A 25761-nucleotide genomic window follows, 5' to 3' on the forward strand; every position below is an offset into this window, starting at 1 on the left:
CCCGGCCTATTCCGGATCCTTCCGCCCCTCCCTGCGCTTGTGGAGACGCAGGAGCTTGAGCGCCTGGACCAGGAGCTGCTCGGCGGCCTCTTCGAGTGGGATCCCGGCCTCGGCGGAGGCCTGCTCAAGCTCACGATAACTCACGGGATGAAGCCTGACCCGGAGCGCCTGGGAGTTGCCGGCACTGGCCCTACGTATGAGCTGCATGGAATACCTCGGAATCCACCTTTGGTGGATGGACATCATACCTTCGAAACAAATGTCTCCGCTATGCTGCGACATTCGTTTCAAAGGTATCCCTACCCCCCACGACCGCAAGCGGTTCGCGGAGGGCTCTGAAAGGGCCAATCCGGGGCGGCTCCCCCCTCCAGGACCGTGCCAGGGAAAGCACCTGGCACGGTCCCGGAAGCCGGGGTGCCCGTGGGAGGGGCCGACCCAACCAGGTCATTCGGGACCGCAGGGACTTCGGCGCTTCACTCGCGCCCGGCCATGAGCCCCCTTGAGGTGGGGGGGCTCACGACCGGGACAAACGGCAGGGTGAAATCCAGGAAAGGGGCTCAGGCCCTTTTCCCGGAACTGCCGAAAAGCGGGAGGGGTCTTCTCCCGAACACCGGCAGGGCTTCGGGAAAGACTTTCCCGGTGACACCGAGGGCCAGCGCGGCGGCGGCCACCACCCCCAGGACCGAGGACACCGCCCACATGCCCCGCAGCCATTTCCCCAGGCGCAGGCCAGCGCCTCCCCCTGTGCGCCCAGGTCGCCGGAAAAGCGGAGCCGGAAAATCGGCCCGATGCTTTCCGAAATGGAATTCTTGTCCCCGATGGCCGGGGTTCGAAAGCCGGGAGCGGCCGTACCGAAACTCGATCAGGAACCCCATCGCCCCGGCAATGGCGGGCTCCAGAACCCGCCCCGAAAATGGAAATGGCCACCCCGCCGAATGGGATTTCCGATCTTCGGGTTCCGGGTTTTCATCGGAGCCCAGGACGGACGGAAAAGCCGAAGGGTACGCCCAGGGTCAGGGGTGGCGGCTTGGGTGACAGCTCCGGGATGGTCAACTCCTGGACCAGGGGTGGCGGCTCTACAACCAAACCCGCCTCCCTTGTGTGAGGGCGAAATCGGACGCGAAGGTAACCTGCATGAACCAGCGACCAGATCCCGGCCTTGCACACCGGAGATATCGGCCCTGACTGCATTTGAGGCCTGAAATCTTACCAACTGAAAATTTCGGTGCCTTTGGAGCCCTTGACACTACCAACCCCAAAGGCGACCCTTCTTTCATCGCCCCGCGAGATTCCTTCAACTTTCCTTTAAGGGGAAGTGTGTTCGGAGGAATCCATGGAACTGAAAATCAACCTGATCCATCTTGCCGTGCTGGCCGGAGCGATGGTGCCCCTGCTCAAACTTTGGTGGCGAAAACGAGATTAATCCGGGCATGGAGACCTGCCTCTCACCCTATCTCCGGCCAATACGACCAATGCCTTTCTCAAAAACGTCAATTGAGCCTGGTTCCCTGAGAAATGCCACAGCGTTTCAAACCGATAAGGGAGGAAACCCGTGCCACAACCATTCTCTCATCCGGAGTTTCAGAGCTACGCCTTCGAGGATATTCCTCTGGATCAGGACACCTTCTTGATGGATGAGCGCTGGCTCTCCGATTACGAGGCCGCACAAATTGACATGTTCAACGGAAGGGGCGACGGCAATGCAGGGTTTGCCAGCTACGCATCAGTTCACAGCATTGCTGCAGACTCACTCGAACTGTCCTGGTATCCCAATATATTTACGCGTTATCATGAAGTATCAATTCGATTGCCGAGAGAGGCATTCGTAACCTGTGTTGACACCCCCAGCTGCGGTGGTAAGCCATGCATCTTTGTGAAGGGCCCTTGGTTATCGAACCTACACTTGCGTCCGTATTCCGCCTTCGCACTCATAGATGCCATAGGGGTTAAGGCCGCCTTGTTGGGCAATCACCTTGATGGGCCAAAGCTTGTTAGGCTTCGAGATCGAATAGATCTAATCGCATCAGCCAATCCCGGAGTGGCATTCATAAGCTTTGCTGATAATATCCTCCTTAAAATCAACTGGTTCGTCGGCCAGTACGACAGCGATATTCACTACTCCTACGAGCCCGAAACACTGATTAAGCTAATGCCTGCCATTTCAGATGCATTTCAATCTGAAATTGGCCTTAAAATTTATGGAATAATTGTGCAAGGTGTTAATGAATACCACGACAGTGGCCTTCTCCACTACTCACCCAAAGGAAACCATGTTTCATTGAATAGCCTAGGGCTTCCATTTGCCCAACTCAGGTCGATTGATGATGCCGTTCATCGCGCCATCCATGCCGGTACCCACGGGCCCTGTGAGTTGTACCTTGAGGAGCATTTTTATCATTCCCTACGTTTTAAACTTGATCTCGACAAAAACATGCTGCCACACGCAAATTACTCTTCGCCGATGGCGACCAAGCTGAGCAAATACTTCTACACGGACTCTGAAACGATTCTAAAAAATCTTGATGGCCGGTAGCCACGGGTAGCCTGTGACGAGCGTGTCGGCCAAGTCCATCGAATCCTGGACTCCGTGCCGATGCTCGTGAAAGCGAATGCCAACCAAGCTCACCTGCAACAACAAATCCAAAGCAAATACAACACACATATCACCTGCAAAAAGCCCATCCAACTTGGAATCACAGAGTACAACTCGCCTTTATCACCCCACAATATCCATCGAAATGGATTAACCAACCACACAATGAAACGAACTACACCACGGACAGCAATCAGCCTGATTGCTGAATACAAAACAATAAGAACTAAAACCGCAATAACAAAAACAGAATCAAGGCGAAGTAGATTATGGAAGTCAATCATCGGCATGAGAATATTTTCTTAAAATATCGAACGTCGCAATAAAAGTCGAGACGATGTAAGCAATAAGTATTGAAATAACCGCTAAAACTCGAACACCAATATTGATATTTGTATACTCAAACCAAACTGAATACAAAAAGCTAACGCCCCAACCAATTGATATCACTAAAATAAAAAACAGTGACACTTGTCGCCACAAGTACATACAAGTCAGTATTGTTGACTTGGATAATGCCGATTTATCAGATGGAAATACGATGCGGATCGTTTTATTTTCGAGCATGACATCACCTTGTGCAATGCATCATTTCAGTATTTTCCTTTTGGCCGCTTCCCACATTTCTTTGAGTGATTGTATTGTGTCTTTCTTGTCTTTGGCCTTCTGGGCGTCCGATGGCTTCACCTCTCCAGGAGCTTCGCCAGCTTTTTGTTCCTTGGAGGACCTCACGAGACCGTCGCCTTTTGCGTCACTAGTTTTTGCATCAAATGCAGTCCCCGGCTTTGCCATGTCGGATGCATCTTTTGCTTCATCCTTTTTAATCTTGACATTTAAATTGATGGTTTCATCAACAACGTCTCCAGCCTCTGAAAGCATTTTTAATGCGGTGTTTTTTGTCCTGGTCTCAATGCGCCTAAATTGCGTAACAGACTCTTCATCAAAACTATCATCACTCATTGAAGCACGTTTAACTGATTCTGAATTTTCCTTCTTTTGTTGATCAAGAGACTTAACCCCCGTGTCCAACATTCTAGCTGTCTGCACCCCTGGTCGAAGCGATGGAGGAAGGAGTTTAACCAACCAATTCGGCAATCCAAACATCCCACTTGGGTCAGTCATCATTACCGGATTGTTCTGCACGTAGGAGAAGATGTTCCAGGATTGCGTCTCTTCAAAGTGCTGATCCCGTGCCGGGTCCGGGCTGGCAAACCGCCCATACATAGGCAGATAGAAGCGCGCCTGCATGTATATGAGCCCCGACACATCCGTCTGCTCGTGATTCGTAAAGCCTTTGGCAGGCTGTGGCACGGCCGGGTCCAGGCTTTCCCCGAAGGGCAGGTACTTCTGTCGGACCACCTGGCCTCCGGGACGCACCAGCACCCTGGGGGTGCCCAGGTGGTCCACCTGGGTCACGGTGATGCCGCTGGCGTCGATCTCGCCGGCCACCTGGGTCCCCAGGTAGGCGATGTCCTTCTTCCATGTCAAGGATCCGGCCCCGGCCTTCTCGTACTGGGCCACCAATTGTCGCAGGTCATTGTAGACCTGGAACCGGGTCTTCTGGTAGGTGCCACTCTGGTACGCGTCGATCACCGTCCGCAGGCCGTCGGCCCTGTAGCCGTAGTCTTCCCGGGTTCCCTTGCCCAGATGCTGGACTTGGATCACCCGCCCCAGGTCGTCGTAGGCCATGAGCAGGACGTTGGTCACGTCACCCGGCTCGGCATACACCTGCGTCAGGTTCCCCTGGTCGTCGTAGATCTTGCCGGTGGCGGCGCCGTTGGTGGCATTGGCCGGCAGTTGGTTGCGCAGGAGAAGCGCGGGGTCCAGGGGGTCCAGGGTGAAGGTGGCCGCGGCGTCCACCGTGGTGGGGACCACGGCTGCGGTGCTGCTGTTTCGCGCACCGGTCCAGCCCGTGACCCGCTCGGAGGTGACCTTCACGCGGTTGCCGAAGGTGTCGTAGGCGAACGTCTGCAACTGCTCGCCGAATCCCTGGCTCTGGGTCAGGGCCGAGATCAGGCGGTTCAAGTCGTCGTAGCCGAAGGCGTCGAACCAGCCCGGCTTGAGACGGTCGTCCACCTGGTTGACGCGGCCCAGGGCATCATAGCCATAGGACCAGTCCTCCACCGCGTTGCTGCCCGACCTGTGGGTGATCCGGCCCAGCCGCTGCTGGTCTGTTCCGTATTCGAAAGCGCTGGAGGCCCCATTGGCGTAGCTGATGGCTTGGGGCAGCCAGGTCACCGGGTTGAAGCCGGTGGACCAGGCCCCGGTGGTGGCCACCTGAACCCCGCCGTGGGTCAGCGTCTGGGGCAGGCCGGCGGCATCGTGGTAGGTCTGGGCCCAGGCTGCATGGCTGTTGTTGCCGCCGGTGCGCTGGCCGTAGCCATCATAGGTGAACGACTGAACGAAGGTCTGGCCCACGGCGGTGGTGGTGAGGCGGGAAAGGCGCCCGGTGGTGTCGGCATAGCCGTAGTTGGCGCTGACCACCCCGTCGGTGCTCTCGGCCATCTGGCCCTTGCCGTTGGCCGGATCGTAGGTGAAGGACTGGTGCACGGCCCGGGCGTCGGCGGTGGCGGAGTCCACCCTCAGGGGCCGGCCCAACCGGTCCCGGGTGGTACGCACCACCCGGCCGTTGTAGTTGACGGAGCCAGGGGCGCCCTGGACGGTGAAGTCCTCGTAGAGGGTCAGTCCGCTTTCGGGCTGGACCAGGCTGGTGAGCCAGCCCAGGCTGTTGTACGTCCAGGTGCGGCCCTGGTAGCCGGAGGCGGAATAGTACTGGCGAACCTCCGTAAGGCGGTTGGAGGCGTCGTAGTGGTAGCGCGTCACCTGGCCCAGGGCGTCCGTGACCTCCATCAGCCTGCCTGCGCTGTCGTTCAGGAAGGAGGTGGCCTGCTGGCTTGCCACGGTGACCACCTTCAGGAAGCCGGCGTGGACCGGGTATGCGGTGGCGGTGACCACCCCGGCGGCATCCTGGGCGCGGATCACCCGGCTGCGGCTGTCGTAGGAGAGCCGGGTCCCCCCGGAGGCCAGGGCCGGGAAGGTGGTGGTTGTGGGCGCCACGGTTTGCCACTGCAGACAGTCCCGCTCGCCGGTGTCGGGGTTGAGCGGGCCCCACTTCTTGCAGGCGACGCCGCCGGGGGTGGTCACCACCACGTCATTGAACAGGTTCTGTTTGGCCCACCAGGTATCGCGGTCGGCGCCGGCCCCGGGCAGCCAAAGGGTGGTGCCGTAAAGGTTCCCGGCGCCGTTGTATCCGAAGATCCGGTGCGACCAGGCCCCGTCGGGGTCCTTTCGGCGCTCCAGAACCTGTTCCCCAAAGGCGTTGAAGATGTATTCGCTGGTGCGGGCACCCTGCGTCACGGTCACCTGGCGGTGGTTCGAGCTGTAGGTGATGGTCGTGGCCAGGTCCCCACCCGGAGGTTGGATGGAAGTGAGGCGGCCGGCCGCATCTCGCCCAAAGGTGGTGGTGCGCCCGTCGGCATCGGTCTGGCTCAGGACCCGGCCCAGGGCGTCCTGCGTCTGGCTGGTGGGCAGCGTCGTGGTTCCGGTCTGCAAGGTGATGCCCGCCAGGAAGCCGTTGGCGTCATAGCTGAAGGCCTGGACCCCGGCCAGACCGCTGTGGGCGAGGCCGGGACTGACGAGGGTGGCGCTTTCCACCTGGGCCGCGGCAACCCCGGAGCTCCCGTGGGGCAGGAGGGTGGTGACCGCCAGGTCCGACCCACCGGTGGTGATGGAGGTGACGGTGTTGTACACCGGGTCCAGGATCCGGCTCACGGGGGGTGGTGCCCCTGTTGCGCTGCCATGGCCGGTGTGGTCCTGGCGGGTGGTGCTTTCCTGGATGACCCGTCCAAACAGCCATTCGGTGACCAGGTTGTCGAGGCTCCGCGTGATCACATCCGTGGTGCCGGCGGCATCGGTGAGCGGACCGTCCGAGCCCTTGCTGAACGCGAAGGTCAGATCTGGGTTGTAATTGAGGTCCGTGACCCGCCGCTCCTGGGTCCAGCCTAGTTGCGCATCGCTCCAGCCCTCGATTTCGGTACCCGACAGGGTCTGGCTGTCCCGGTCCCAGGTGCGGGTGCGGGTGGCGTAGGGTGCCGGGTTGAGGCTCCCGAAACCCGCGGGGCTGGCGACGCTGCGGGCGTCATAGTGGTCGGCCACCACCACACGGTAGGCATTTCCACCGGAGCCGGAAATGGCCAGGTCGTCACGCCAATCCACCCCGGATGCGAAGTAGCGCACCTCCTGTTCCAAATGCTTGAGGTAACCCAAGGACATGGGTGCTGATCCCCCTGCGGTCTGGTTCGCGGGTCCGGGCTCCTGGAACCTGTGCAGAACGGTCAGGCCGTCCGGCCCCGTGACGGCGGTGTAGAAGGTCGGGTCCACCCAGAACTCGTCCAGGTTGTCGCCCGGCAGAGGCACACTGGTGGCCCAGTTCATGACTGGAACCACCCGGGTGTAGAAGGTGGCGCGGCCGGCGCCTGCCAGGAGATCCGAGTCGCCCACGGAGTGCACCCCGTAGGCGATGTCCGGGCGCAGGCGCGGCCCGCTGGTGAACACGGCGGAGTCGGGGCTGTAGTTGGCCTTGTAGCGGTAGGCCTCCCACTCCAGGCTGATCTTGCGGGTTGGGAAGGTAACCGCGCGCAGCACGGTGGGGGCGATGGTGATGGCGTCCCATGTGGAGGCCGGGCCGGGACCGTAGTCGAATGACACCGTCTCGTTGAGGTCGGGGTTGTCGAGGAACTGCTGGGTCATGCTGACCGGCTGAATGACCTGGGAGGCTTCGCCCCAGAATTCGTCCTGTTCCCGCAGGCCGTTGGGACCCGGGCTGGTGCCGGGCTGGCCCGTGGTGGTCAGGGGAAGGCCGTTCAGGGCCCCGACGTTAGCCAGGACCAGCCGATATTGGGGCACCGGCGCGTTGATTCCCTCGTAAGTCACCAGCACCGGCGTCACCGGACCCACGTTCAGCAAGCCTTGGGTCAGGCTGGGCATCGTTGGCGCCGGTTCCTGGGCCTGGACGGCGACCCGGATGGTGGCGATGACGTCCCCGTCCATGGGCCCCTTGCGCCAGGTGGCTTGGTAGCCAAGGCCGTTGCCGTCGTAGTTGAAGACGATGCTCTCGCCGAAGCGGTTCAGCATTCGCGTCGCCACGAAGTGGGCGCCGTTCAGGGCCGAACGGTTGCCATAGGTCAGATCGAAACGATTCTGGACGGTGTAGCGGTGGCTGACGTAGGTGTATTCGATGGCCACCTCGCCCTGCACCACCACGAGGCGCCGCGGCCAGTGGTACGTGGCCACGCTGTTCATGCCGATGTTCTCGAAGTAGGGCCAGTCCCTGACCTCCTCGGTGCCCAGGCCCACCACCAGGTGACTCGTGCTGCCCATGGCGATGAAGGGGGCAGTGGGGGTGGTCCCGTAACCCGGCAGGGCGGCGATGGGATCGGCGAGACCGAACCGGAGCAGAAGGGCCTGGACCGCCGTTGGGGTCATGGCCGCGGGCACCTGGCCCAATACGGTGCCACCACCGCCCCCGGGCAGGGCGTAGGTGCTCAACTGGCCCGTGGCGCCGCACAGGGCCAGGTCGAAGGTGCCGGCATTGAACGTGGAGGAACCGTAACCTCGCTGGTGGAGGGTGTCGACGTCGGCGGTGACGAAGTGCTCGATGCCGGCCGCGCTGACGTAGCCCAGATGGGTCTCCCTCACCGAGCTCACTCCCAGTTGCGGGGCCATGCGAAGGCTGAGGGTGGGACGGAACCGCAGGCCCCGCTCGCCGATGCCGGGGCCGCATGGCAGGTCGAGGCTGGCCGCCCCGGATGCCACATCCACCTGCACGGCGGAGAAATAATTCACCGGAGCCTTGGCGCGGTCGAATTTCACCTCGCTGAAGCTGGACTGGAAGGCCTGGGCACTCAGGGGCGGATGGAGGCCCGCGAGAAGGACGCACGAAGCCAGGAATCGAAAGGTCGCATGCCAGAGGGACATGGGGGCTCCAGGGGGGTGGGCGCCGGAGGCACCCGCGCGTGAGCGGGGTGCGAATCGATGCCGGACAGGGTGCTAGATTGCGTTGGGCCAAGCAGGTAAATAAAGAGCGGTTGTTCGCTGCATAACTACATATTACTATCCCAGTTCAACAGAACCAGAGCATTTCACGGATGAATACGGGTAAGTCCGAATCGTCCAATAGGCGCCGGTAGACCCCCTCGGCGTTCCGGCGTCCGGTCCCAGGCACTGAGCAGGTCCTCCCTTCGGCCGAGGCTCCAATCCCTGCCGGCGCTCGCGCTCGTCGCGGACGGTTCGTGGATGTTCAGGTCGTGCCACGTGATGAGCCAATGGAGTTCCATTTCGCTCAGGACGACCGGAATTCTCGGCTGGGTGATCTGTTGCATCAGCGCGCGATCCTGGGAGGGGGGCAGGTTCTGCGTCCGGGCGAGCACGCCCGCCTGGACGCTATGAAGGAACATAACGCCGGGGCGGCCGGAACCGGTCATCTTCCCCTGAACGGTCGAAAACGGGGGATGAACGGTAAAACCTAGTAACTGTTCATGGATCCTAGGCGTTCATTGCACCAAGCGAACCTTCGTCGGGGAGGATGACCCCGGCGAACGCGGCGAGCTTTCGACTGCTCCCGAACCGTCGCAGGTCACCCATTTCGGCCAGAATCACGGTCCCGGTGACGATGCCGACCCCCTTGATGGTCCTGAATAATGTGATCTGGCGGCCCACCCTGGAAACATACAAGGCGCCGAGGCGCCGGGGTTCGTCGAGAAAAAATCCTCTTTTTATCGGCGATCCCCGGCGTCTTCGGCGCCTCGGCGGTAAGCTTTTCGTATCGAACGGCCTCGATGACGGGAACATGACGGCCTTCGACCACCCGTCCCAAGCCCCTTTCCATGCGACGGACGGGAGCAGGTGAGGCGGAATGTCGGGACCCGGACCAACTTGCCTGGACAGGCTCCGGCGTCAATCCACCGGTTCGGGCACGGGGGCCTTGCGGAGGTTGTACCAGAGGATCACCGAGAGGATCACGGTGCCCCCGAGAAGTGCGTGGGGCGAGGGCCGCTCTCCCACCCCGATGAACACCCACACCGGGTTGAACACCGCCTCCAGCATGCAGGTGATGAGCGCGGCGGTGGCCGACAGGTAGCGCATGCCCGCCGTGAAGAACATGTAGGCGATGCCCAGCTGGAAGATGCCCAGGTAGAGCAGGATGAGGCCCTGGTTCAGGGTCACCTGGGGGGAGGGCAGGACCTTGGGCAGGCAGATGAGGGCCACCACCAGGTTGCCCAGCACCACCATGCCGATGGGGTCGTGGCCCGGCCGGGTCTCGCGCTTCCACTTGAGCAGCAGGGAGAACAGGGCCAGGAGGAACCCGGAGACCAGGGCCAGCACGTTCCCGGCCAGGCCCCCCTTCTCCAGGTGGCCCGCGAAGAAGAGGGCCATGCCTCCGAGGCAGGCCGCCACGGCCCAGAAGTCCCTGCGCGCGAAGGGCCGGCGGAAGATCCAGGGCTCCAGGAACAGCAGGTAGATGGGCGCGGCGTACTGGAGGAAGATGGCGTTGGCCGCGGTGGTGAGCTTGGTGGCCACCACGAAGAGCACCAGCACCAGGGCGTAGATGCAGGAACCCGCCAGGCTGAGGGGGTCCCGGGGCAGGGACCACGGCCGCCCGCGCAGGGCCAGGATGGCCATGATGGCCAGGGCCGACACCAGGGACCGGTAGCAGGCGATGTGGAAGGCGGAGAGGGTCAGGACCTTGATGAAGATCCCGCTGGAGCTCCACAACAACGAGGCCGCGACCAGATAAGCCAGACCTTTGCTCCGCTCCGGCACGCGGTCGACGTTTGGTTCCATGGCTCCAGACTACCAAAAGCCGGGCCGCCGTTGGTATCCTCTCCGTCCCCGAGGCCCCCATGAGCAACCGCACCCTGCCCCTCGACGACGCCACCTACCACTACCTGCTCGCCGCCTCCCTGCGGGAACACCCGGAGCAGGCCGCCCTGCGCCAGGCCACCCGCGGGCTGCCCGGGGCCCACATGCAGATCGCGCCCGAGCAGGCCCAGTTCATGCAGTTCCTGGTCAGGCTCCTGGGGGCGAGGCGGGCCCTGGAGATCGGGGTGTTCACGGGCTACAGCGCCCTTTCCGTGGCCCTGGCCCTGCCGCCCTACGGCCATCTCCTGGCCTGCGACGTGAGCGCCGAGTACGTCGCGGTGGGCCAGCCCCACTGGGAGCGGGCCGGGGTGGCCGGGATCATCGAACTGGCCCTGGGTCCGGCCCTGGAAACCCTGGATGCCCGCCTCGCGGCGGGGCAGGGCGGCACCTACGACTTCGCCTTCATCGACGCCGACAAGACCGTCTACGAGGCCTACTACGAATCCTGCCTCGCCCTGCTGCGCCCGGGGGGCCTCATCGCCATCGACAACGTCCTCTGGAGCGGCCGCGTCGCCCACCCCGCCACGGACCCCGACACCTCGGCCATCCAGCGCCTCAACGCCCGGCTCCTGGGCGACACGCGCGTGGACCTGTCCATGGTGCCCATCGGCGACGGGCTGACCCTCGCGAGAAAGAGATAGCGGGTCAATTTTTTAAAGTAAATTAAATAAAAACTTTAATTACACCCATTTCTTAAAGGTCGTGAATCCGGAGCGGTTTCCAATATGTTGACGCTCTGAACGGATTGTCCGGGGCGGATCGGAACAACCAACGAAAAGCATAAACGCTGGGGCGCAGAGATTTCGCTGGGGCGCTGGGTATTCTCCCTTGTGTTCCATCGGGCGCCCACCTTCTTCTTTTCCCAGCGCCCCAGCGAGCCCTCTGCGCCCCAGCGTTTGGTCTTTTTCTTCGTTTTCGAGCCGCATCGGTTCCGTGCGCCGACGTCAAGTCATTCCGGGATCCGTCATGCGCCGAGCCGTTCGGGTATTCGCCATCCAAATTCAGATTTCAGGACCAGCCCCCATTCATTCCCCCGCCCACCCCTGCCAGATCCGCTGCAGGAGACTCGAGTCGTGGTCCTCCACGATCACCAGGTGCCGGGTCTCGGGCCGGCCCCCCTCGGCGTGCTCGTAGGCCGCGGCCAGCACGGCGCGGTCCTGGGCGGTGGCGCGGTGGTGCTGGCGGAGGTGCTCGCCCATGGTGGAACTCAGGTAGGTCTCCTGGAACCGGGGCGTCCCGGCCCGGTCCGGCTCCTCGAAGAGGGCCCAGCGCAGGGCGCCGTCCCGCAGGCGGAGGCTCCGCACGGCCTCCATGGCGGCCAGGAACGCGGCCCTGCGTTCCGGGAGGACGTGGTACTCCATCTGCACCAGGATGGGGCCGGCCTCGGGGGGGATGGAGGTGGGGGCGTGGGGCGCGTCGTGGTGGGGCCCCAGGTCCAGCACCGCGTCGAAGGCCGTGATGCGAAGCCGGTGCAGCAGGACCAGGGCCGCGAGCATGCCCAGCGCCGAAAACCCCATGGCCGCGCGGATCCCGGCGTGCTGGGCCACCACGCCCCAGAAGGCCGCGCCCAGGGCCATGGCCCCGCCCCAGACGGTGTGGTAGGTGCCGAAGGCCCGGGCCTTCACCCAGGGCGGCACGGAAAGCTGGATGGCCGTGTTGATGGTGGAAAGAATCCCCAGCCAGCTCATGCCCGAGAAGAAAAGGCACAGGGCCACGGTGGGCGTGTGGGGGACGTAGGCCATGACGCCCTGGCACAGGGCCGCCAGCACCGTGTAGCCCGCCAGAATCGTGCTGGTGTCGAACCGGTCCCGCAGCGGCCCCAGGAAGAAGACGCCGGCCACGGCCCCGGCGCCCACGCAGCCCATGAGGGCGCCGAAGGCCTCGGAACCCAGGTGGAGGTGCAGGATGGCCAGCGAAGGCAGCAGGGAGAAGATCACCCCCGCGAACCAGGAGTAGCCCAGGGCGCGCAGCAGGATGATCTGGAAGGGCCGGCTGTGGCGGGCGTACCGGAAGCCCACCTTCAGGGCCCCCAGGAAGCGCTCGCCGGGGAGGCTGGAGGTGGGCGGCCGGCGCTCCCAGGACGCCAGCACCGCCACCACGGCCAGGAAGCTCACCGCGTTGAGGGCGAAGGCCCACCCCGCGCCCAGGAGGCCCACCACGAGCCCGCCCACGGCGGGCCCAAGGGCCCGGCTCATGTTGAACCCGGCGCTGTTGAGGGCCACGCCCCCGGCCAGGTGCTCCCGGCTCAGCAGTTCGGGCACGATGGCCTGGAAGGCCGGCATGCTCAGCGCCGACCCTATGCCGATGAGGAAGGACATGACCAGCAGCACCGGGGGCGTGATCTGGTGCAGGAAGGTCAGGCCCGACAGGATCGCCGCGCACCCCAGCATGAAGACCTGGGTGCCCAGGAGCAGCTTGCGGCGGTCGACGATGTCCGCCAGGGCCCCGGCCGAGAGCCCCAGCAGCAGCACCGGCAGGGTCGTCCCCGTCTCGATGAGGGCCACCAGCAGGGGCGAGGAGGTGAGCTGGGCCATCTGCCACTTCTCGCCCACGCTCTGGATCTGGGTGCCCACGTTGGAGGCCATGTTGGCGATCCAGACCAGGGTGAAGATCCGGGACGCCAGGGGGTCCAGGAGCCGTGTCCGCAGGGGCGCCGCTTCCGTCATCGGGCGATTCTAGCATGCCGGGGGGCCCGGTCCGGTGCGGGTCAGTCCTGCGGCAGGATGCGCACCCATCCCCACTGGCGGCCCTCAAGGTCGCCGCGGCGGTAGGAGTAGAGGAGGTCGGGCTCGCAGTACGTGCACCGGACCACGGACCCGTCCTTCGCCCCGTCCAGGCCCAGGTCCAGGGCCTGCGCCCGCAGGAAGCCGTGGAGGTCCAGGTGGGGCTTGCCGCGGGGGCCCGGGGTGGCCAGGGCGTCGTTCCAGGCGGGGTCCCGGAACGCGGCGTCCAGCACTTCCTCGCCCACCTCGAAGTGGCACTTCAGGATGGCGGGGCCCAGGGCCCAGGCCAGGTCTTCGGGCCGGCCCCCCTGGTCCCGGAAGACGGCCACGCCCTTGCGCAGGATGCCCGCCACCGCCCCCCGCCAGCCGGCATGGAGCGCGGCCACCCAGGGGCCCCGGGGCGTCAGGCCGGCCAGTACCACCGGAACGCAGTCCGCCACCCGCACGCCCACGGCGCACCCGGGTTCCCGGGTCCAGATGCCGTCCGCGGCCTGCACCTCCCCGGAGGCGGCCACCACCCCGCACCCGTGAACCTGCCGGAGCCGCACGGGGGGCAGGGTGGACGGGTCGTCCAGGCGGGTGGAGAACCCCCAGGCCAGGGGGAAGGGGGGGGCGACGGTGGGCTGCAGCATGGAACGGATCCTCGATTCATGAAATTACCTGCACCGGACCAAATGCGAAAATTTGGTTTGATTATGACAGCTGGACTCAATATCGTATCCAGGCAAGTCCTTTTGGATTGGAGATTCATGCGAGTGTCGGGTGCATATGGCCTGGCGGCTTGGGCCGTGACGGTCCTTGGGGCCCAGGAACCCGCCCGCAACCTCCAGATCAGCGCCTTCGGCACCCTGGGGCTGGCGCGCACGGACTCGGACCTGGTGGGCTTCCGCCGGGACGGGAACCAGTACGACGGGATCTTCACGAAGGTCTCGGGCGAGCTGGACAGCCGCCTGGGAATCCAGGCCAGCGCCCAGCTGCGCCCGGACCTCCTGGCCACGGTCCAGGTGCTGAGCCGGGAGCGCTACGACGGCTCCTTCAAGCCCGGCATCCCCTGGGCCACCCTCACCTGGAGCCCCGCGCCCGGGCTGCAGGTGAGGGCGGGGGTCTTCAACTTCAACGAGACGCCCGCCGGGGACAACATGGAAGTGGGCCACACCTACGTCTGGGCCCGTCCCCCCGTGGAGGTCATGGGCGGCGGCTTGACCACCGTGCGCGGGATCTGGGTCGCCAAGACCTTCGAGGCCTGGCCGGGCGCGACCCTGGAGGTCTCGGCCCAGTACGGCTCCATGCAGGGGAAGCAGCCCATTGACCACGTGGGCGCCTGGGACGTCTCGGGCTCCCCCACCGGCGGCGCCCGGCTCGTGCTCTACACCGGGGGCTGGCGCATCGGCGTCGGGGCCGCGGCCTTGAAGTTCACATCCAACGTGCCCGAGCCGATCCCCACCATCCAGACGTACCTGCGCGGCTTCAGCGCCATGCTGGGGGATCCCCGCCCGGCCAAGGCCGCCGATGCCCTGGACGGCCGGGGACGCACCCTCTCCACCGCCTTCGTCCACGCGGTGTGGGCGGAGGGGCCCTACGAGATCCAGGGCTACGTGGGCCGCGTCATCTCCAACGCCTTCTCATCCCCGGCCACCTGGCAGGGCTACGTCTCCATGGGCTATCGCGTGGGGAGCCTGGTCCCCTACGCCATGGCGGCACGGCTGGAGGTGGGCGCCCCCCGGGTGCCCGACCTGGGCGCGCTCCGCACGGTCACGGGGCCCCTGGCCCCCCAGGCGGCGTACCTCGCCTACGCCGTGGACACCATCGCCCGCGCCCGGGCCGCCAATCAATGGACCTTCACCGCCGGTCTGCGCTGGGACTTCGCCCCCGGGGCCGACCTGAAGTTCCAGGTGGACAGCCTGCGTTCCCCCGACCGCGGCACCGGCAACCTCTACGTCCCCACCCAGGGGGAACCGCCGCCCTGGAACGGGCGGCTGATGGTGTACAGCGTCACCCTGGACTTCCACCTCGGGGGTGGGCGATGATCCGCCGCGCCGCGCTCCTGCTCATCTCGACCTGCGGGCTCTGGGGGCAGGTGGGGGACCTGGCCGTGATCGTCAACACCGACAGCGGGGTGGTGAGCGTCAGCCCCGAGGAGGCTCGCAACCTCTTCCTGGGCCGCCAGCGGTACCTGCGCTCGGCGCTCATGGCCCTGCCCGTGGAGCAGGTGGTTCCCGAGGCGACGCGGGAGCAGTTCTACGCGAGGCTGGTGCGCATGCCCGTGGCCCAGGTGAGGGCCTACTGGGCGCGGCTCTACTTCACCGGCAAGGCGCAGCCTCCGCTGCAGGCCGGCTCCGCCGAGGAGACCCTGGGGATCGTCGCGGCCAACCGCGGCGCCATCGGCTTCGTGGAAAGGGCGAAGCTCGACCGGCGCGTGCGGGTGGTGCTCGTGCTGAGCCCGAAGGGGCCGGTGTGACCCGGCGCCTCCTGGCCCTGGCCCTGGCCGCGGCCCTGCGGGCGGAGGAACCGCTGGTGGTGATCGTGAACCCCGCCAGCGGCGTCACGCGCCTGACCCGCGCCGAAGTCACCGGCATCTTCATGGGCCGCACCCGGCACCTTCCTTCGGGGCTCGTGGCCCTGCCCGTGGAGCAGGTGGAACCCGAGGGCCTCCGGGCCAGGTTCTACGGGCTCCTGGCCGGGCTGACCCTGACGCAGGTGCAGGCCTACTGGGCGCGGCTCTACTTCTCCGGCCAGGCCCAGCCTCCCCGGCAGGCCGGGAACGCCGAGGAGACCCTGCGCGTGGTGGGCGCCAACCGGGGCGCCGTCGGCTTCGTGGAGCAGGGCCAGGTGGACCGCCGCGTGAAGGCCGTGCTGGTGCTGGAGGGGAAGGTGGAACCGTGAGGCTCCGGGACAGCATCGTGGTGAGGATGACCCTGCAGGTGACGGGGATCGCCCTGGTGCTGGGCTTCCTCTCCCTGGGGTACGGCGGGGGGGCCCTGGCCCGGCGCTGGGAGGGGACCCGGCAGAAGCAGGCCCTGGAGTCCCTGCTGGACGTGGTGGCGCCTTCGGCCAGCGCCGCGTGCTTCGCCGACGACGGGACCCTGGCCGACCAGGTGGTGCGGGGCCTCCTCGGCACGCCCGCGGTGCGGGCCGCGCGGGTTCGCGCCGGCGACCGCGTGCTCGCGGAGGCGGGCCACCCTGGGCCCGGCGCCGCCTTCCTTTCCCGGCCCCTGCAGAGCCCCTTCGCCCCCGACGCCATCATCGGCGAACTGGTGCTCTACCCCGACCCCGACGAGACCCGGCGGCAGAACGCGCACGCCGCGGGCCTGTTCCGCACCTGGTCGCTGGGCATCCTGGCCATCCTGGCCGGGGGGCTGGCCCTGTCGGTGCACCGGGTGATCATCGCCCCCATCGCCTCCCTGAGCCGCGAGCTTCACGCCCTGCAGGCCGGCGCCGGGGGCCGCCTGGCCACCCCGAAGGGCCACGAACGGGACGAGCTGGGCCTGCTGGTGCATGACGTGAACGCCCTGCTGGAGCGCATGACGGAGGCCCTGTGGAAGGAACAGGCCCTTGGTCCTGGCCTTCCCCGGGACCCGGCCTCCCGCGGGGAGGCGGGGGCCAACCTCATCGTGGTGCGGGGCGACGGCGCACTGGAAGCGTGGACGCCCGGCGTCGCGGGCCTCCTGGGGCGGGAGCCCCTGCCCGGGGTTCCGGTGGCCGCGCTGTTCGGGCCCGGGGCCGACCCCGTGGCCCAGGCCCTGGACCGGTGCCGCGCCTCGGGATCGGCGCAGGCGACCCTTCGCCTGCCGGACCCGCGGGGCCCCGGCCACCGGTGGCTGCATCTCTCGCTGGACCGCCTTGGCCCCGGCTGGTGCCAGGGCGTCCTGACGGACGTCACCTCGTACCGGGACGCCCCCGGCGCCGGGCTCGACGTGACCGACCCCCTGACCGGCGCCCTCAACCGCCTCGGCGCCGAGCACGCCCTGGAGGCGCGCCTGGCGTCGGGCGAGCCGGGCCCCGGCCTCCTGCTCCTGGCCCTGGACGGCCTGGACCGGGTCCCGGCGGCCCGGGAGGAGGTCCTGGAAGAGGCCGCGCGCCGGCTGGCCTCGGGGATCCGGCGCTGGGACACCCTGGCGCGCCTGGAGGACGGCACCTTCCTGGTCCTCCTGGACCGCCTGGAGGATGCGGAGGCCGGCCTGAGCCTCGGCCGGTCCCTGGTGGGCACGCTGGACGCCCCCATCCCCCTGGCGGCGGGAGGCCAGGCGCAGCTCACCGCCCGCGCGGGCCTGGCGCTTCCCGGGCCCGGGGAGGCGCCCCGTCCCACCGTCCTCCTGGCGCGCGCCGAAGCCGCCCTGCGGAGCGGCGCGGGCCGCGAGTAGGGGGGCCGGCCCCTGGAATGCAACGCTTCGCCCCAGCCCGGTGGCTGGCGTCGTTCGGCCGCCTAGTGTTGTTCCGGAGGTTCCCATGCCATCTTTCCCCCTCGCCCTTGTCCTCGCGGGCACGGCCCTGGCCGCCCAGACGCCCGCCCTCGTCCTTCCCCAGGCCAGCCCCCGGGCGAAGGTGGCCCAGACCGTCGGACTCACCGAGATCAGCGTCGTCTACGCGCGGCCTTCCGTGCATGGCCGCAAGGTGTGGGGGGGCCTGGTGCCCTTCGGCCAGGTGTGGCGGGCGGGCGCCAACGAGAACACCGTCGTCACCTTCTCGACCCCCGTCAAGGCCGGCGGGGTGGCGCTGCCCGCGGGCAGCTACGGCCTCCACATGCTGCCCACCGCCTCGACCTGGACGGTCATGTTCAGCACCCAGAGCCAGGCCTGGGGCAGCTACAGCTACGACCCCCGGGAGGACGCGGCCCGCTTCACGGTGACGCCGGTGGCCGCCGAGGACCTGGACCGCCTGGCCTACACCTTCGACGAGGTTTCCGACGCCGGCGCGACCCTCTCCCTTCGCTGGGAAAAGCTGCGGGTGCCCATCCGCATCGAGGTGGACACGAACCGGGTGGTGGCCGCGAGCCTGCGGGAACAGCTCCGGGGTCTGCCGCGGTTCTTCCCCGAGGGGTGGGCCGGCGCGGCCAGCTGGTGCGCCGCCCACGACGTCAACCTGGAGGAGGCCCTGGGCTGGGCGGACCGCTCCCTGGAAATGAAGGAGACCTTCCTGGGCCTCCGCACCAAGGCCCTGATCCTGGAAAAGCGCGGCGACGCCGCCGCCGCCGGGACCCTTCGGGCCCGGGCCCTGGCCCTGGCCACCGAGGCCGAGGTGAACAACCTGGGCTACGCCCTCCTGGGCCAGGGCAAGGCGGACGAGGCCCTTGAGCTGTTCCGCCGGAACGTCAAGGACCATCCGGATTCCTGGAACACGTACGACAGCCTCGCCGAGGCCCTGGCCGCCAAGGGCGACCGGGCCGGAGCCGTCCTCAACTACGGCAAGGCGCTGGAGCGGGTGAAGGCGGAGGACCAGCGCGCCCGCATCCGGGGGGAGCTGGCCAAACTGAAGGATTGAAGCCCCGCGGGGACGTACGGCTTGCGCGGACCCGCCCGGTTAAGGGAACATGAGGGTTCCTCCCTGACGCTTCCGGGAGCGGGGCAGACCGCACCCGAGTACGAAGGATCCCTGATGCTGATGATGGCCTTGGTCCCCCCTGCAACCGTGCAACCCGCGGTGGTGGCGCCCAGGTCCTACGGTTCGCTGGTGGAGGCCCTGGAAGGCATCGCCGAAGCCTTCATCGACGGCCGCGAGGCCGAATTGCCGGCCCTCGTGGCCGCCAGCCGCAAGGCCTGGGAGAATGCCCGGCGGAACCACGGCCAGGGGCTCTCGGAACTGGAGGCGCAGGCCCTCGACCGGGGCCTGGACACCATGCCCGCGCTGAAGCCGCGGCACATGGCCGAAACCGCCCTGGGCCTGGCCGGGACCGTCCTCGGCCACATGCGGCCCTCCCGCACCCGGGCGCGGCTCACCGCGTACCAGGCGACCATGCTGGCCTGGTGCCGGGTGGAGGCCCGGTCCTGGGACCAGATCCCCAACCTGACCGAAGCCTTCCAGCCCTTCCTGGACCACAGCGCCGGCGGCCGCCACTCCGCGGAGGTGCGCCGCATCAACGACTGCCTGGGGATGCTCCAGGACGACCTGGCCAACCGCTCGGTGCCCGGCGCCAAACGCGACCTCCGCCGCCTCATGGACCTCATCGACCAGGCCGAACGGCCCTGAAACGGGCGCGTTTCCGGGTTGACTCTCCCCGCCGGGCGGCGAGAATGCTGGGAATCGGCAGATTTAGCGAAAGGGCGACCGGACATGGTCTCATTGGAGGAACCGAGCCTACCCGCGGGACCGGCCTCCTCCTGGCCGGGACTCCTGGACCTGCTTCCCTTCGGGGTCGTCCTGGCGGATGCCCAGGGACGGCTGGTGGGGGCCAATCCCGCCGCGGCCCGGATCCTGGGGATGGACCGGGCGTCCCTGGACGCGCTCACGCTGCCTGACCTCACGTCCCGGGACCCCGGGGCCACGCCCTGCCTGGAATGGACTGAGGTTCCCCTGCCGGGAGGCGGCACCCTGGCTTCCTTCCAGGACGTTACCGCCGCCCTGGCCCAGGCCCGGCACCTGGACCGCATGACCACCCTGTACGCCGCCCTGAGCCAGGTGAACCAGGCCATCGTCTGGTCCCCCACCCGGGAAGCGCTCCTGGCCCGCATCTGCCAGGTCATGGTGGAGTTCGGCCGGTTCACCCTGGCCTGGATCGGCCTGGACGATCCCGAGACCCACGAGGTGCGCATCGCCAGCATCCACGGGGACACCACGGGCGCGCTGGACGGCCTCCAGGTGCGCAGCGACGACAGCGAGCTGGGCCGGGGGGGCGTGGGCGGAAGCATCCGGGAGGGCCGCTGCTGCGTCATCAACGACTTCTTCGCATCGGAGCGCCTGCGGCCCTGGTTCGACCGGGCCCGGGCGGCCGGGTTCGCGTCCATGGCGTCCTTCCCGATCCGCCAGGGCGGGCGGGTGGTGGGCGCCCTGGTGGTGTACGCCGCCGTGCGGGATTTCTTCGGGCCGGAGGAACTCAATCTCCTGGACGAGGCCGCGGGCGACGTGTCCTTCGCCCTGGACCACCTGGAGGTGGAGGGCCGCCGCCGGGAGGCCGAGGAGCGCCTGCGGGAGTCCGAGGAGCGCTACCGGACCCAGTTCGACATGGCCACCGACGGGATCCTGGCCCTCACCCCCGAGGGGGAGCTGATCGACGTGAACCCGGCCTTCGCGCGCATGCACGGCTACACCCGGGAGGAGATCCTGGCCATGCGCCTGGAGGACCTGGATACCCCCGGGACCTACCGGCACCTGGGCGAGCGCATACGCCGGGTCATGGCGGGCGAGGAACCCATCTTCGAGGTGGAGCACCGGCACCGCAATGGCCATCTCATCCAATTCGAGGTGGCCGCGGGCGGGATCCTTTCCGGAGGCCGGAACATCATCCTGGCCTACCACCGCGACATCACCGAGCGCAGGCGCGTGGAGGAATCCATCCGCCAGGCCCAGAAGCTGGAGAGCCTGGGCGTCCTGGCCGGGGGCATCGCCCACGACTTCAACAACCTCCTCACGGCGATCATGGGCAACCTGAACCTGGCCCAGGACCGGGTGGGCGAGCACGCCCCGGCCCGCCCTTACCTGGACAAAGTGGAGAGCACCGTCCTGCGGGCCGCCGAGTTGAGCCGGCAGATGCTGGCCTATTCCGGAAGGGGCCATTTCGTCGTCAAGCCCCGGGACCTCAACGGCATCATCCAGGAAATGACGGGCCTCCTGGCGGCCTCCCTCCCCAAGCTGATCCGCCTGGAGTTCCAGCCCGCACCCCACCTCCCCCTGTTCATGGCCGACGGCGCGCAGATCCAGCAGGTGGTGCTCAACCTCATCACCAACGCCGCCGAGGCCATCGGCAACCGGGAAGGGCGGATCTCCATCACCACCTCCGGCGCCGACCTGGACCGGGACGGCCTCGCCGCGGGGTTCCCCGGCCAGGCCATGGAGCCAGGCAACTACCTGGTCCTGTCCGTGGCGGACACGGGCTGCGGCATGGAACCCCAGGTGCTCTCCCGGATCTTCGATCCCTTCTTCACCACCAAGGTCACCGGCCGCGGGCTGGGGCTCTCGGCCATGCTGGGCATCCTCAAGGGCCACAAGGCCGGCATCCGCATCGCGACGGAGGTGGGGCGGGGCACCACCTTCCAGGTGTTCTTCCCCGTCCTGGCCGCCGGGGAGGGTCTCGAGGAGCCGGCACCCGGCCGCCGGGAACCCCACCGGACCGGCACGATCCTGCTGGTGGACGACGAGGCGATGATCCTGGAGAGCACCGCCTCCGCCCTGGAATCGTTGGGGTACCGGGTGATCACGGCCCGGGACGGCGTGGAGGCCCTGCAACGCTTCACCGAGCGGGCCCGGGACCTGACCCTGGTGTTCATGGACCTCAGCATGCCCCGCATGGACGGCGCCTCCGCCTTCCTGGCCATGCACCGCGTCCGCCCCGAGGTTCCCGTGCTCCTCACCAGCGGCTTCGACCGGAAGGAGGCCACGGAGGACCTGCTGGCCCAGGGCCTCGCCGGCTTCGTGCCCAAGCCCTACCGGATCCGGGACCTGGCCCGGGAACTGGACCGGGTGCTGGAGGGCAGGGGGTAGGCGACCCGGGACTTCGGGATCCGGCGACCTGCCGGCCCCGTCCGAAGCGGACACGGCATTACCTGACAGAGCCCGCATTTTCGATGCGGACCCCCCGGCATGCTGGGGAATAATGGGGATTCCTCGAGGAAGCCCTTGTCCATGCCGTCCGCGTCCCAGCCCGACCCATCCCCCGGCCCCTCCGGCCCGCTGTCCTGGTGCGAGGCGGTGGCGGCCTCGGCGCTGCCCCTGGCCATGGTGGATCACGCCACGGGGGACCTGCTCCAGGTGAACCCGGCCTACGCCGCGGCGCGGGGGTATACGCCCGAGGAGATGGTCGGCCTGAACCTGGGGCGGATCCTGGGGCCGGCTCATGCGGGGCATCTCGACGAGGTCCGCCGGGAACTGGAGCGCCACGGCCACGCGGTCTTCGAGACCGTGAACCTGCGCAAGGACGGCACCGCCTTCCCGGTCCTGGTGGACGCGACCCTGGTGCGCGACCCGGACGGGACGCCGCGCTCCCGCATCGTCTACGCCCGGGACCTCACCGAGCTCAAGAAGGCCGAGGCCGCCCGCCAGAAGGACGCGGCGTTCCTGCGGACCCTGCTGGACACGCTGCCCGACCTGGTGTGGCTGAAGGACCCCGGCGGCGTCTACCTGGAGTGCAACCGCCGCTTCGAGCAGTTCTTCGGGGTGCCCAAGGAGACCATCCTGGGGCGCACCGACCTGGACTTCGTGGACCCGGCCCAGGCGGACCGCTTCCGGGTGCAGGACCGCAGGGCCCTGGCCGCCGGCGGGCCCACGGCGAGCGAGGAGGAGATCCGGTTCCGCCACGACGGCCACCGGGAGTTCCTGGAGACCATCAAGACCCCCATCGTCGCCGCCGACGGGCGCGTCATCGGCGTGCTGGGCATCGGCCGGGACATCACCGCCCGCAAGGAGGCCGAGGACCGCCTGCGGGTGAGCGAGGAGAAATACCACCAGGCCTTCCACAACTCCCCTCTCCTGGCCTCCCTCAGCCGCCTGGAGGACGGCCTCATCCTCGAGGTGAACGACCGCTACTGCCAGGCCCTCGGCTTCGCGCGGGAGGAGGTGGTCGGGCGGACCTCCGTGGAACTGGGCATCTTCGCGCCGGAGGTGCGGGCCCGGATGATCGAGGCCCTCAGGGGCCGGCGCAGCGTCCAGAACCTGGAACTGCCGGTGGGCACCCGGGACGGCCACACCTTCCCCTGCCTCTTCTTCGCCGAGGCGTTCCAGGCGGGCGACGAGAACTTCCTCCTGGTCATGGCCCTGGACATCCGCGAGCGGCGCACCGCCGAGGAGCTCCAGCGCAAGCTGGACGCCGAGCGCCACCAGATGCAGAAGCTGGACAGCCTGGGCAGCCTCGCCAGCGGGGTGGCCCACGACATGAACAACGTCCTGGGCGCCATCCAGGCCATGACCGAGACGGTGGCCGGACGGGTGGGGAACGACGCCTTCCTCGCGGACCGCCTCGCGCTCATGGGACGGGCCTGCGCCCGGGGCCGCGACCTGGTGAGGGGTCTGACGCACTTCGCCCGCAAGGACCTGCGGGAGCCCGAGCCCCTGGACCTGAACGCCATGGTGGCCGAGGAGGTGGACCTCCTGGCCCGGACCACCCTGCAGAAGGTGGTCCTCGTCATGGACCTGGCCCAGGACCTGCCGTGGGTGATGGGTGAAGGGGGCACCCTTTCCAGCGCCCTCATGAACCTTTGCGTCAACGCCGTGGACGCCATGCCCGGTGGCGGCACCCTCACCCTGCGCACCCGCCGGGCGGAGTCCGGCCGGGTGGAGGTGCGGGTGGAGGACACCGGCGAAGGCATGACCGAGACCGTGCAGGCCCGCGCCCTGGAACCGTTCTTCACCACCAAGCCCATCGGCAAGGGCACGGGCATGGGGCTGTCCCTGGCCTACGCCACCCTCCAGGCCCACGGCGGCACCCTGGCCATCCAAAGCGCGCCGGGGCAGGGCACCCAGGTGACCCTCAGCCTGCCGGCCTGCGAGAACCAGCCCGGGCCCGCCCCGGCCACGGAACCCGCGCCGCCGCCCGCGGGACCCCTGCGGATCCTCATGGTGGACGACGACCCCCTGATCCTGTCCACGATCCCCGACCTCCTGGAGGCGCTGGGCCACGCCGTGGACACCGCCCCCTCCGGCGGGGACGGCCTGGTGCGCATCCGGTCCGCGGACGACCTGGATCTGGTGATCCTGGACCTGAACATGCCCGGCATGAACGGCGTGGAGACCCTCAAGGCCCTCCGCCAGCTCCGGCCGCGCCTTCCGGTGCTCATGGCCACCGGGTTCCTGGATGGGGACACCGGCGAGATCCTGGCGCGGGACGGCCACGCCCTCAGCATCCTCAAACCCTTCTCCAAGGCCCAGCTGGAACGCAGGCTCCTCGAGATCCGGACCCTGGCCGGCCTTGACGCGGGACTATAAATAATTAAATTATTTTCGACGAGCGCACGGACCCACGGCGGGTCCGCCGGCCGTTCTTCGCCCGGGGAACCCATGGCACCTTCCTTGACGTCCATTCTGGTCTCGACGCTGGTTCTGGCCGGCGGGGCCGCCCTCCACGCCCAGCGGACCCTGCTGGACACCGGCCAGCACCGCATGCTGAAGGAGGGCACCTACACCAACGACGCGACCCCGCCCTGGGTGCTCAACGTCCGGGACGGCAAGGCCTGGATCGCCAACCCCGCGGGGAAGGTCACCTGGAAGGTGGGCCGGGACGGCTCCAATCCCTCCGATTGGGAATCCTTCGACACCTGGCTGGAGCTGGACGCCAAGGGGACGGTGACCCTCTTCGAGAAGCTGTCGAACATCTACAGCAACGCCCAGGCCACCAAGACCCGGTGGAGCCACGTGGAGCCCGGATCCGCCACCCGGGTGGTGCGCTTCCTCAAGGACGGCCAGCTCCAGTACGCGGCGCGCTGATTCAGTTGGACCGGCCCCCCAGCAGGAGCTCGTCCACCAGGTCGGCGGTGGTCTGGCCCGCCCGGTCCGGGGTGGGGGTGGGCTTTTCGGGCACCAGCCCGATGGCGAACCCCAGGAAGCTCGAGACCAGCTCCGGCTTGTAGGCCCCCTTCGGCCTGAGGATGGCCAGCGCCCCCAGCTTCAGGAACGAGATGATCTGCACCTCGTCGGCGTTCTCCAGCCAGCCCCGGCGCCGGGTGCCGACGTTGATGAGGTTCTGGAACAGGTCCTCGGGGTCCCCGGCGGGCGGCACGAGCATCGCCTGGTCCACCGGCCACGTCCTGAGGTAGGCCTGGATCGGCGTGGCCAGCGCGCCTTCCTCCACCCGGGGCCGCAGCACGCCCACGAGCTGCTGCATGCCCGCCTGCAGTTCCTCCCAGGTCTCCCCCTGGCACCCGAACCACACGGGCCGCTCCTCGAAGGACCCCCCCGCCACCCCCCTCACCGTGCCGGTGGCCACCCAGCCCTCCATCACCGATCGGAAGCAGTCGAATGCGAAGGGGGTCGCCATGGCCGTACTCCTTGGGGAAATTATAGGACTTCGGGACCGGCCCCCTTCAGTTCCGAGGCCAGGTCCCGGAACCCCTCCTGGGCGGCCTCCCGGGCCTTGGTCTCCAGGCTGCGGAACGCCGCGAGGACCCGGCGGCCGGCTTCCGTGACGCCGGCCCCGCCCCGTTCGCTGCCGCCCCGGGAGGTCTCCACCAGGGGCGACCGGAAGGACAGGTTCATCTCGTCCACCAGGCGGCGGGTCTTGCTGTAGCTGAGCCCCAGTTCCCGGCCGGCCCCGGAAATGGAGGCGTGCCGCGCGATGGCGTCCAGGAGCGCCGCCTTGCCCGGGCCGAAGGCGAACAGGTCCTCGTGGAGGATCCGGATCTTGAGGATCAGGGAAGGTTCGGAGGCGGTCTTCACGGAACCCCCATC

At 67.4% G+C, this 25761-nt stretch carries 19 protein-coding genes; 11 read left to right on the forward strand and 8 right to left on the reverse strand.

Going from position 1 to position 25761, the window contains the following annotated elements; genetic code table 11:
• Positions 1 to 6: 6 nt before the first annotated feature.
• Positions 7 to 207, reverse strand: coding sequence for a hypothetical protein (locus tag ACZ5LB_RS03785; protein ID WP_464604788.1), 201 nt, complete (start codon positions 205 to 207; stop codon positions 7 to 9).
• A 1345-nt stretch (positions 208 to 1552) separates the two neighbouring features.
• Between ACZ5LB_RS03785 and ACZ5LB_RS03790 the strand changes: the two genes are divergently transcribed.
• On the forward strand, positions 1553 to 2533 hold the full coding sequence (locus ACZ5LB_RS03790; RefSeq protein ID WP_464604789.1) for a hypothetical protein: 981 nt from the start codon (positions 1553 to 1555) through the stop codon (positions 2531 to 2533).
• A 648-nt stretch (positions 2534 to 3181) separates the two neighbouring features.
• Here the strand turns inward: ACZ5LB_RS03790 and ACZ5LB_RS03795 are convergent.
• The 3 genes from ACZ5LB_RS03795 to ACZ5LB_RS03805 form a co-directional block, all read right to left on the reverse strand.
• The gene (locus tag ACZ5LB_RS03795) at positions 3182 to 8569 is read right to left on the reverse strand and encodes an RHS repeat domain-containing protein (protein ID WP_464604791.1); all 5388 of its coding nucleotides are present in this window, start codon (positions 8567 to 8569) and stop codon (positions 3182 to 3184) included.
• Positions 8570 to 9136: 567 nt separating this feature from the next.
• Complete coding sequence (locus ACZ5LB_RS03800; protein ID WP_464604792.1) at positions 9137 to 9442, reverse strand: transposase; 306 nt, start codon at positions 9440 to 9442, stop codon at positions 9137 to 9139.
• A gap of 105 nt (positions 9443 to 9547) precedes the next feature.
• Positions 9548 to 10435: a DMT family transporter gene (locus ACZ5LB_RS03805; protein ID WP_464604793.1), complete on the reverse strand. Its 888-nt coding sequence runs from the start codon at positions 10433 to 10435 to the stop codon at positions 9548 to 9550.
• 59 nt (positions 10436 to 10494) lie between these two features.
• On the opposite strand from ACZ5LB_RS03805, the gene ACZ5LB_RS03810 reads away from it, so the two are divergent.
• Complete coding sequence (locus ACZ5LB_RS03810) at positions 10495 to 11154, forward strand: class I SAM-dependent methyltransferase (protein WP_464604794.1); 660 nt, start codon at positions 10495 to 10497, stop codon at positions 11152 to 11154.
• A gap of 384 nt (positions 11155 to 11538) precedes the next feature.
• On the opposite strand, the gene ACZ5LB_RS03815 is transcribed toward ACZ5LB_RS03810, so the two are convergent.
• Positions 11539 to 13179, reverse strand: a complete 1641-nt coding sequence (locus tag ACZ5LB_RS03815; RefSeq protein WP_464604795.1) for an MFS transporter — start codon at positions 13177 to 13179, stop codon at positions 11539 to 11541.
• A 41-nt stretch (positions 13180 to 13220) separates the two neighbouring features.
• Positions 13221 to 13868 (reverse strand): purine nucleoside phosphorylase YfiH/LACC1 family protein, encoded by a 648-nt coding sequence (locus ACZ5LB_RS03820; protein ID WP_464604796.1) that lies wholly within the window; start codon positions 13866 to 13868, stop codon positions 13221 to 13223.
• 117 nt (positions 13869 to 13985) lie between these two features.
• Here ACZ5LB_RS03820 and ACZ5LB_RS03825 point away from each other — a divergent pair, with 117 nt between their 5' ends.
• The 9 genes from ACZ5LB_RS03825 to ACZ5LB_RS03865 all read left to right on the forward strand — a co-directional run bounded on the left by ACZ5LB_RS03825 (position 13986) and on the right by ACZ5LB_RS03865 (position 24801).
• Complete coding sequence (locus tag ACZ5LB_RS03825; protein ID WP_464604797.1) at positions 13986 to 15263, forward strand: hypothetical protein; 1278 nt, start codon at positions 13986 to 13988, stop codon at positions 15261 to 15263.
• Positions 15260 to 15694 (forward strand): hypothetical protein, encoded by a 435-nt coding sequence (locus ACZ5LB_RS03830; protein ID WP_464604798.1) that lies wholly within the window; start codon positions 15260 to 15262, stop codon positions 15692 to 15694. The genes ACZ5LB_RS03825 and ACZ5LB_RS03830 overlap by 4 nt, the downstream gene beginning before the upstream one ends.
• Positions 15691 to 16119: a hypothetical protein gene (locus tag ACZ5LB_RS03835; protein WP_464604799.1), complete on the forward strand. Its 429-nt coding sequence runs from the start codon at positions 15691 to 15693 to the stop codon at positions 16117 to 16119. Before ACZ5LB_RS03830 ends, ACZ5LB_RS03835 begins: the two co-directional genes overlap by 4 nt.
• Complete coding sequence (locus tag ACZ5LB_RS03840; protein WP_464604800.1) at positions 16116 to 17597, forward strand: diguanylate cyclase domain-containing protein; 1482 nt, start codon at positions 16116 to 16118, stop codon at positions 17595 to 17597. The genes ACZ5LB_RS03835 and ACZ5LB_RS03840 overlap by 4 nt, the downstream gene beginning before the upstream one ends.
• Before the next feature lie 85 nt (positions 17598 to 17682).
• On the forward strand, positions 17683 to 18714 hold the full coding sequence (locus ACZ5LB_RS03845) for a DUF2911 domain-containing protein (RefSeq protein WP_464604801.1): 1032 nt from the start codon (positions 17683 to 17685) through the stop codon (positions 18712 to 18714).
• Positions 18715 to 18828: 114 nt separating this feature from the next.
• On the forward strand, positions 18829 to 19419 hold the full coding sequence (locus ACZ5LB_RS03850) for a hypothetical protein (RefSeq protein ID WP_464604802.1): 591 nt from the start codon (positions 18829 to 18831) through the stop codon (positions 19417 to 19419).
• An 84-nt stretch (positions 19420 to 19503) separates the two neighbouring features.
• Positions 19504 to 21867 carry a hybrid sensor histidine kinase/response regulator gene (locus ACZ5LB_RS03855; RefSeq protein WP_464604803.1) on the forward strand — a complete coding sequence of 788 codons (2364 nt, stop codon included), beginning with the start codon at positions 19504 to 19506 and terminating at the stop codon, positions 21865 to 21867.
• Positions 21868 to 22008: 141 nt separating this feature from the next.
• Positions 22009 to 24303 carry a PAS domain S-box protein gene (locus tag ACZ5LB_RS03860; RefSeq protein WP_464606269.1) on the forward strand — a complete coding sequence of 765 codons (2295 nt, stop codon included), beginning with the start codon at positions 22009 to 22011 and terminating at the stop codon, positions 24301 to 24303.
• Positions 24304 to 24375: 72 nt separating this feature from the next.
• Positions 24376 to 24801 carry a hypothetical protein gene (locus tag ACZ5LB_RS03865; RefSeq protein ID WP_464604804.1) on the forward strand — a complete coding sequence of 142 codons (426 nt, stop codon included), beginning with the start codon at positions 24376 to 24378 and terminating at the stop codon, positions 24799 to 24801.
• 1 nt (position 24802) lies between these two features.
• On the opposite strand, the gene ACZ5LB_RS03870 is transcribed toward ACZ5LB_RS03865, so the two are convergent.
• Complete coding sequence (locus ACZ5LB_RS03870) at positions 24803 to 25351, reverse strand: hypothetical protein (protein WP_464604805.1); 549 nt, start codon at positions 25349 to 25351, stop codon at positions 24803 to 24805.
• Positions 25352 to 25371: 20 nt separating this feature from the next.
• Positions 25372 to 25749: a winged helix-turn-helix domain-containing protein gene (locus tag ACZ5LB_RS03875; RefSeq protein ID WP_464604806.1), complete on the reverse strand. Its 378-nt coding sequence runs from the start codon at positions 25747 to 25749 to the stop codon at positions 25372 to 25374.
• Positions 25750 to 25761: the final 12 nt, after the last annotated feature.

It is taken from the genome of Mesoterricola sp. MK458 (assembly GCF_055384935.1).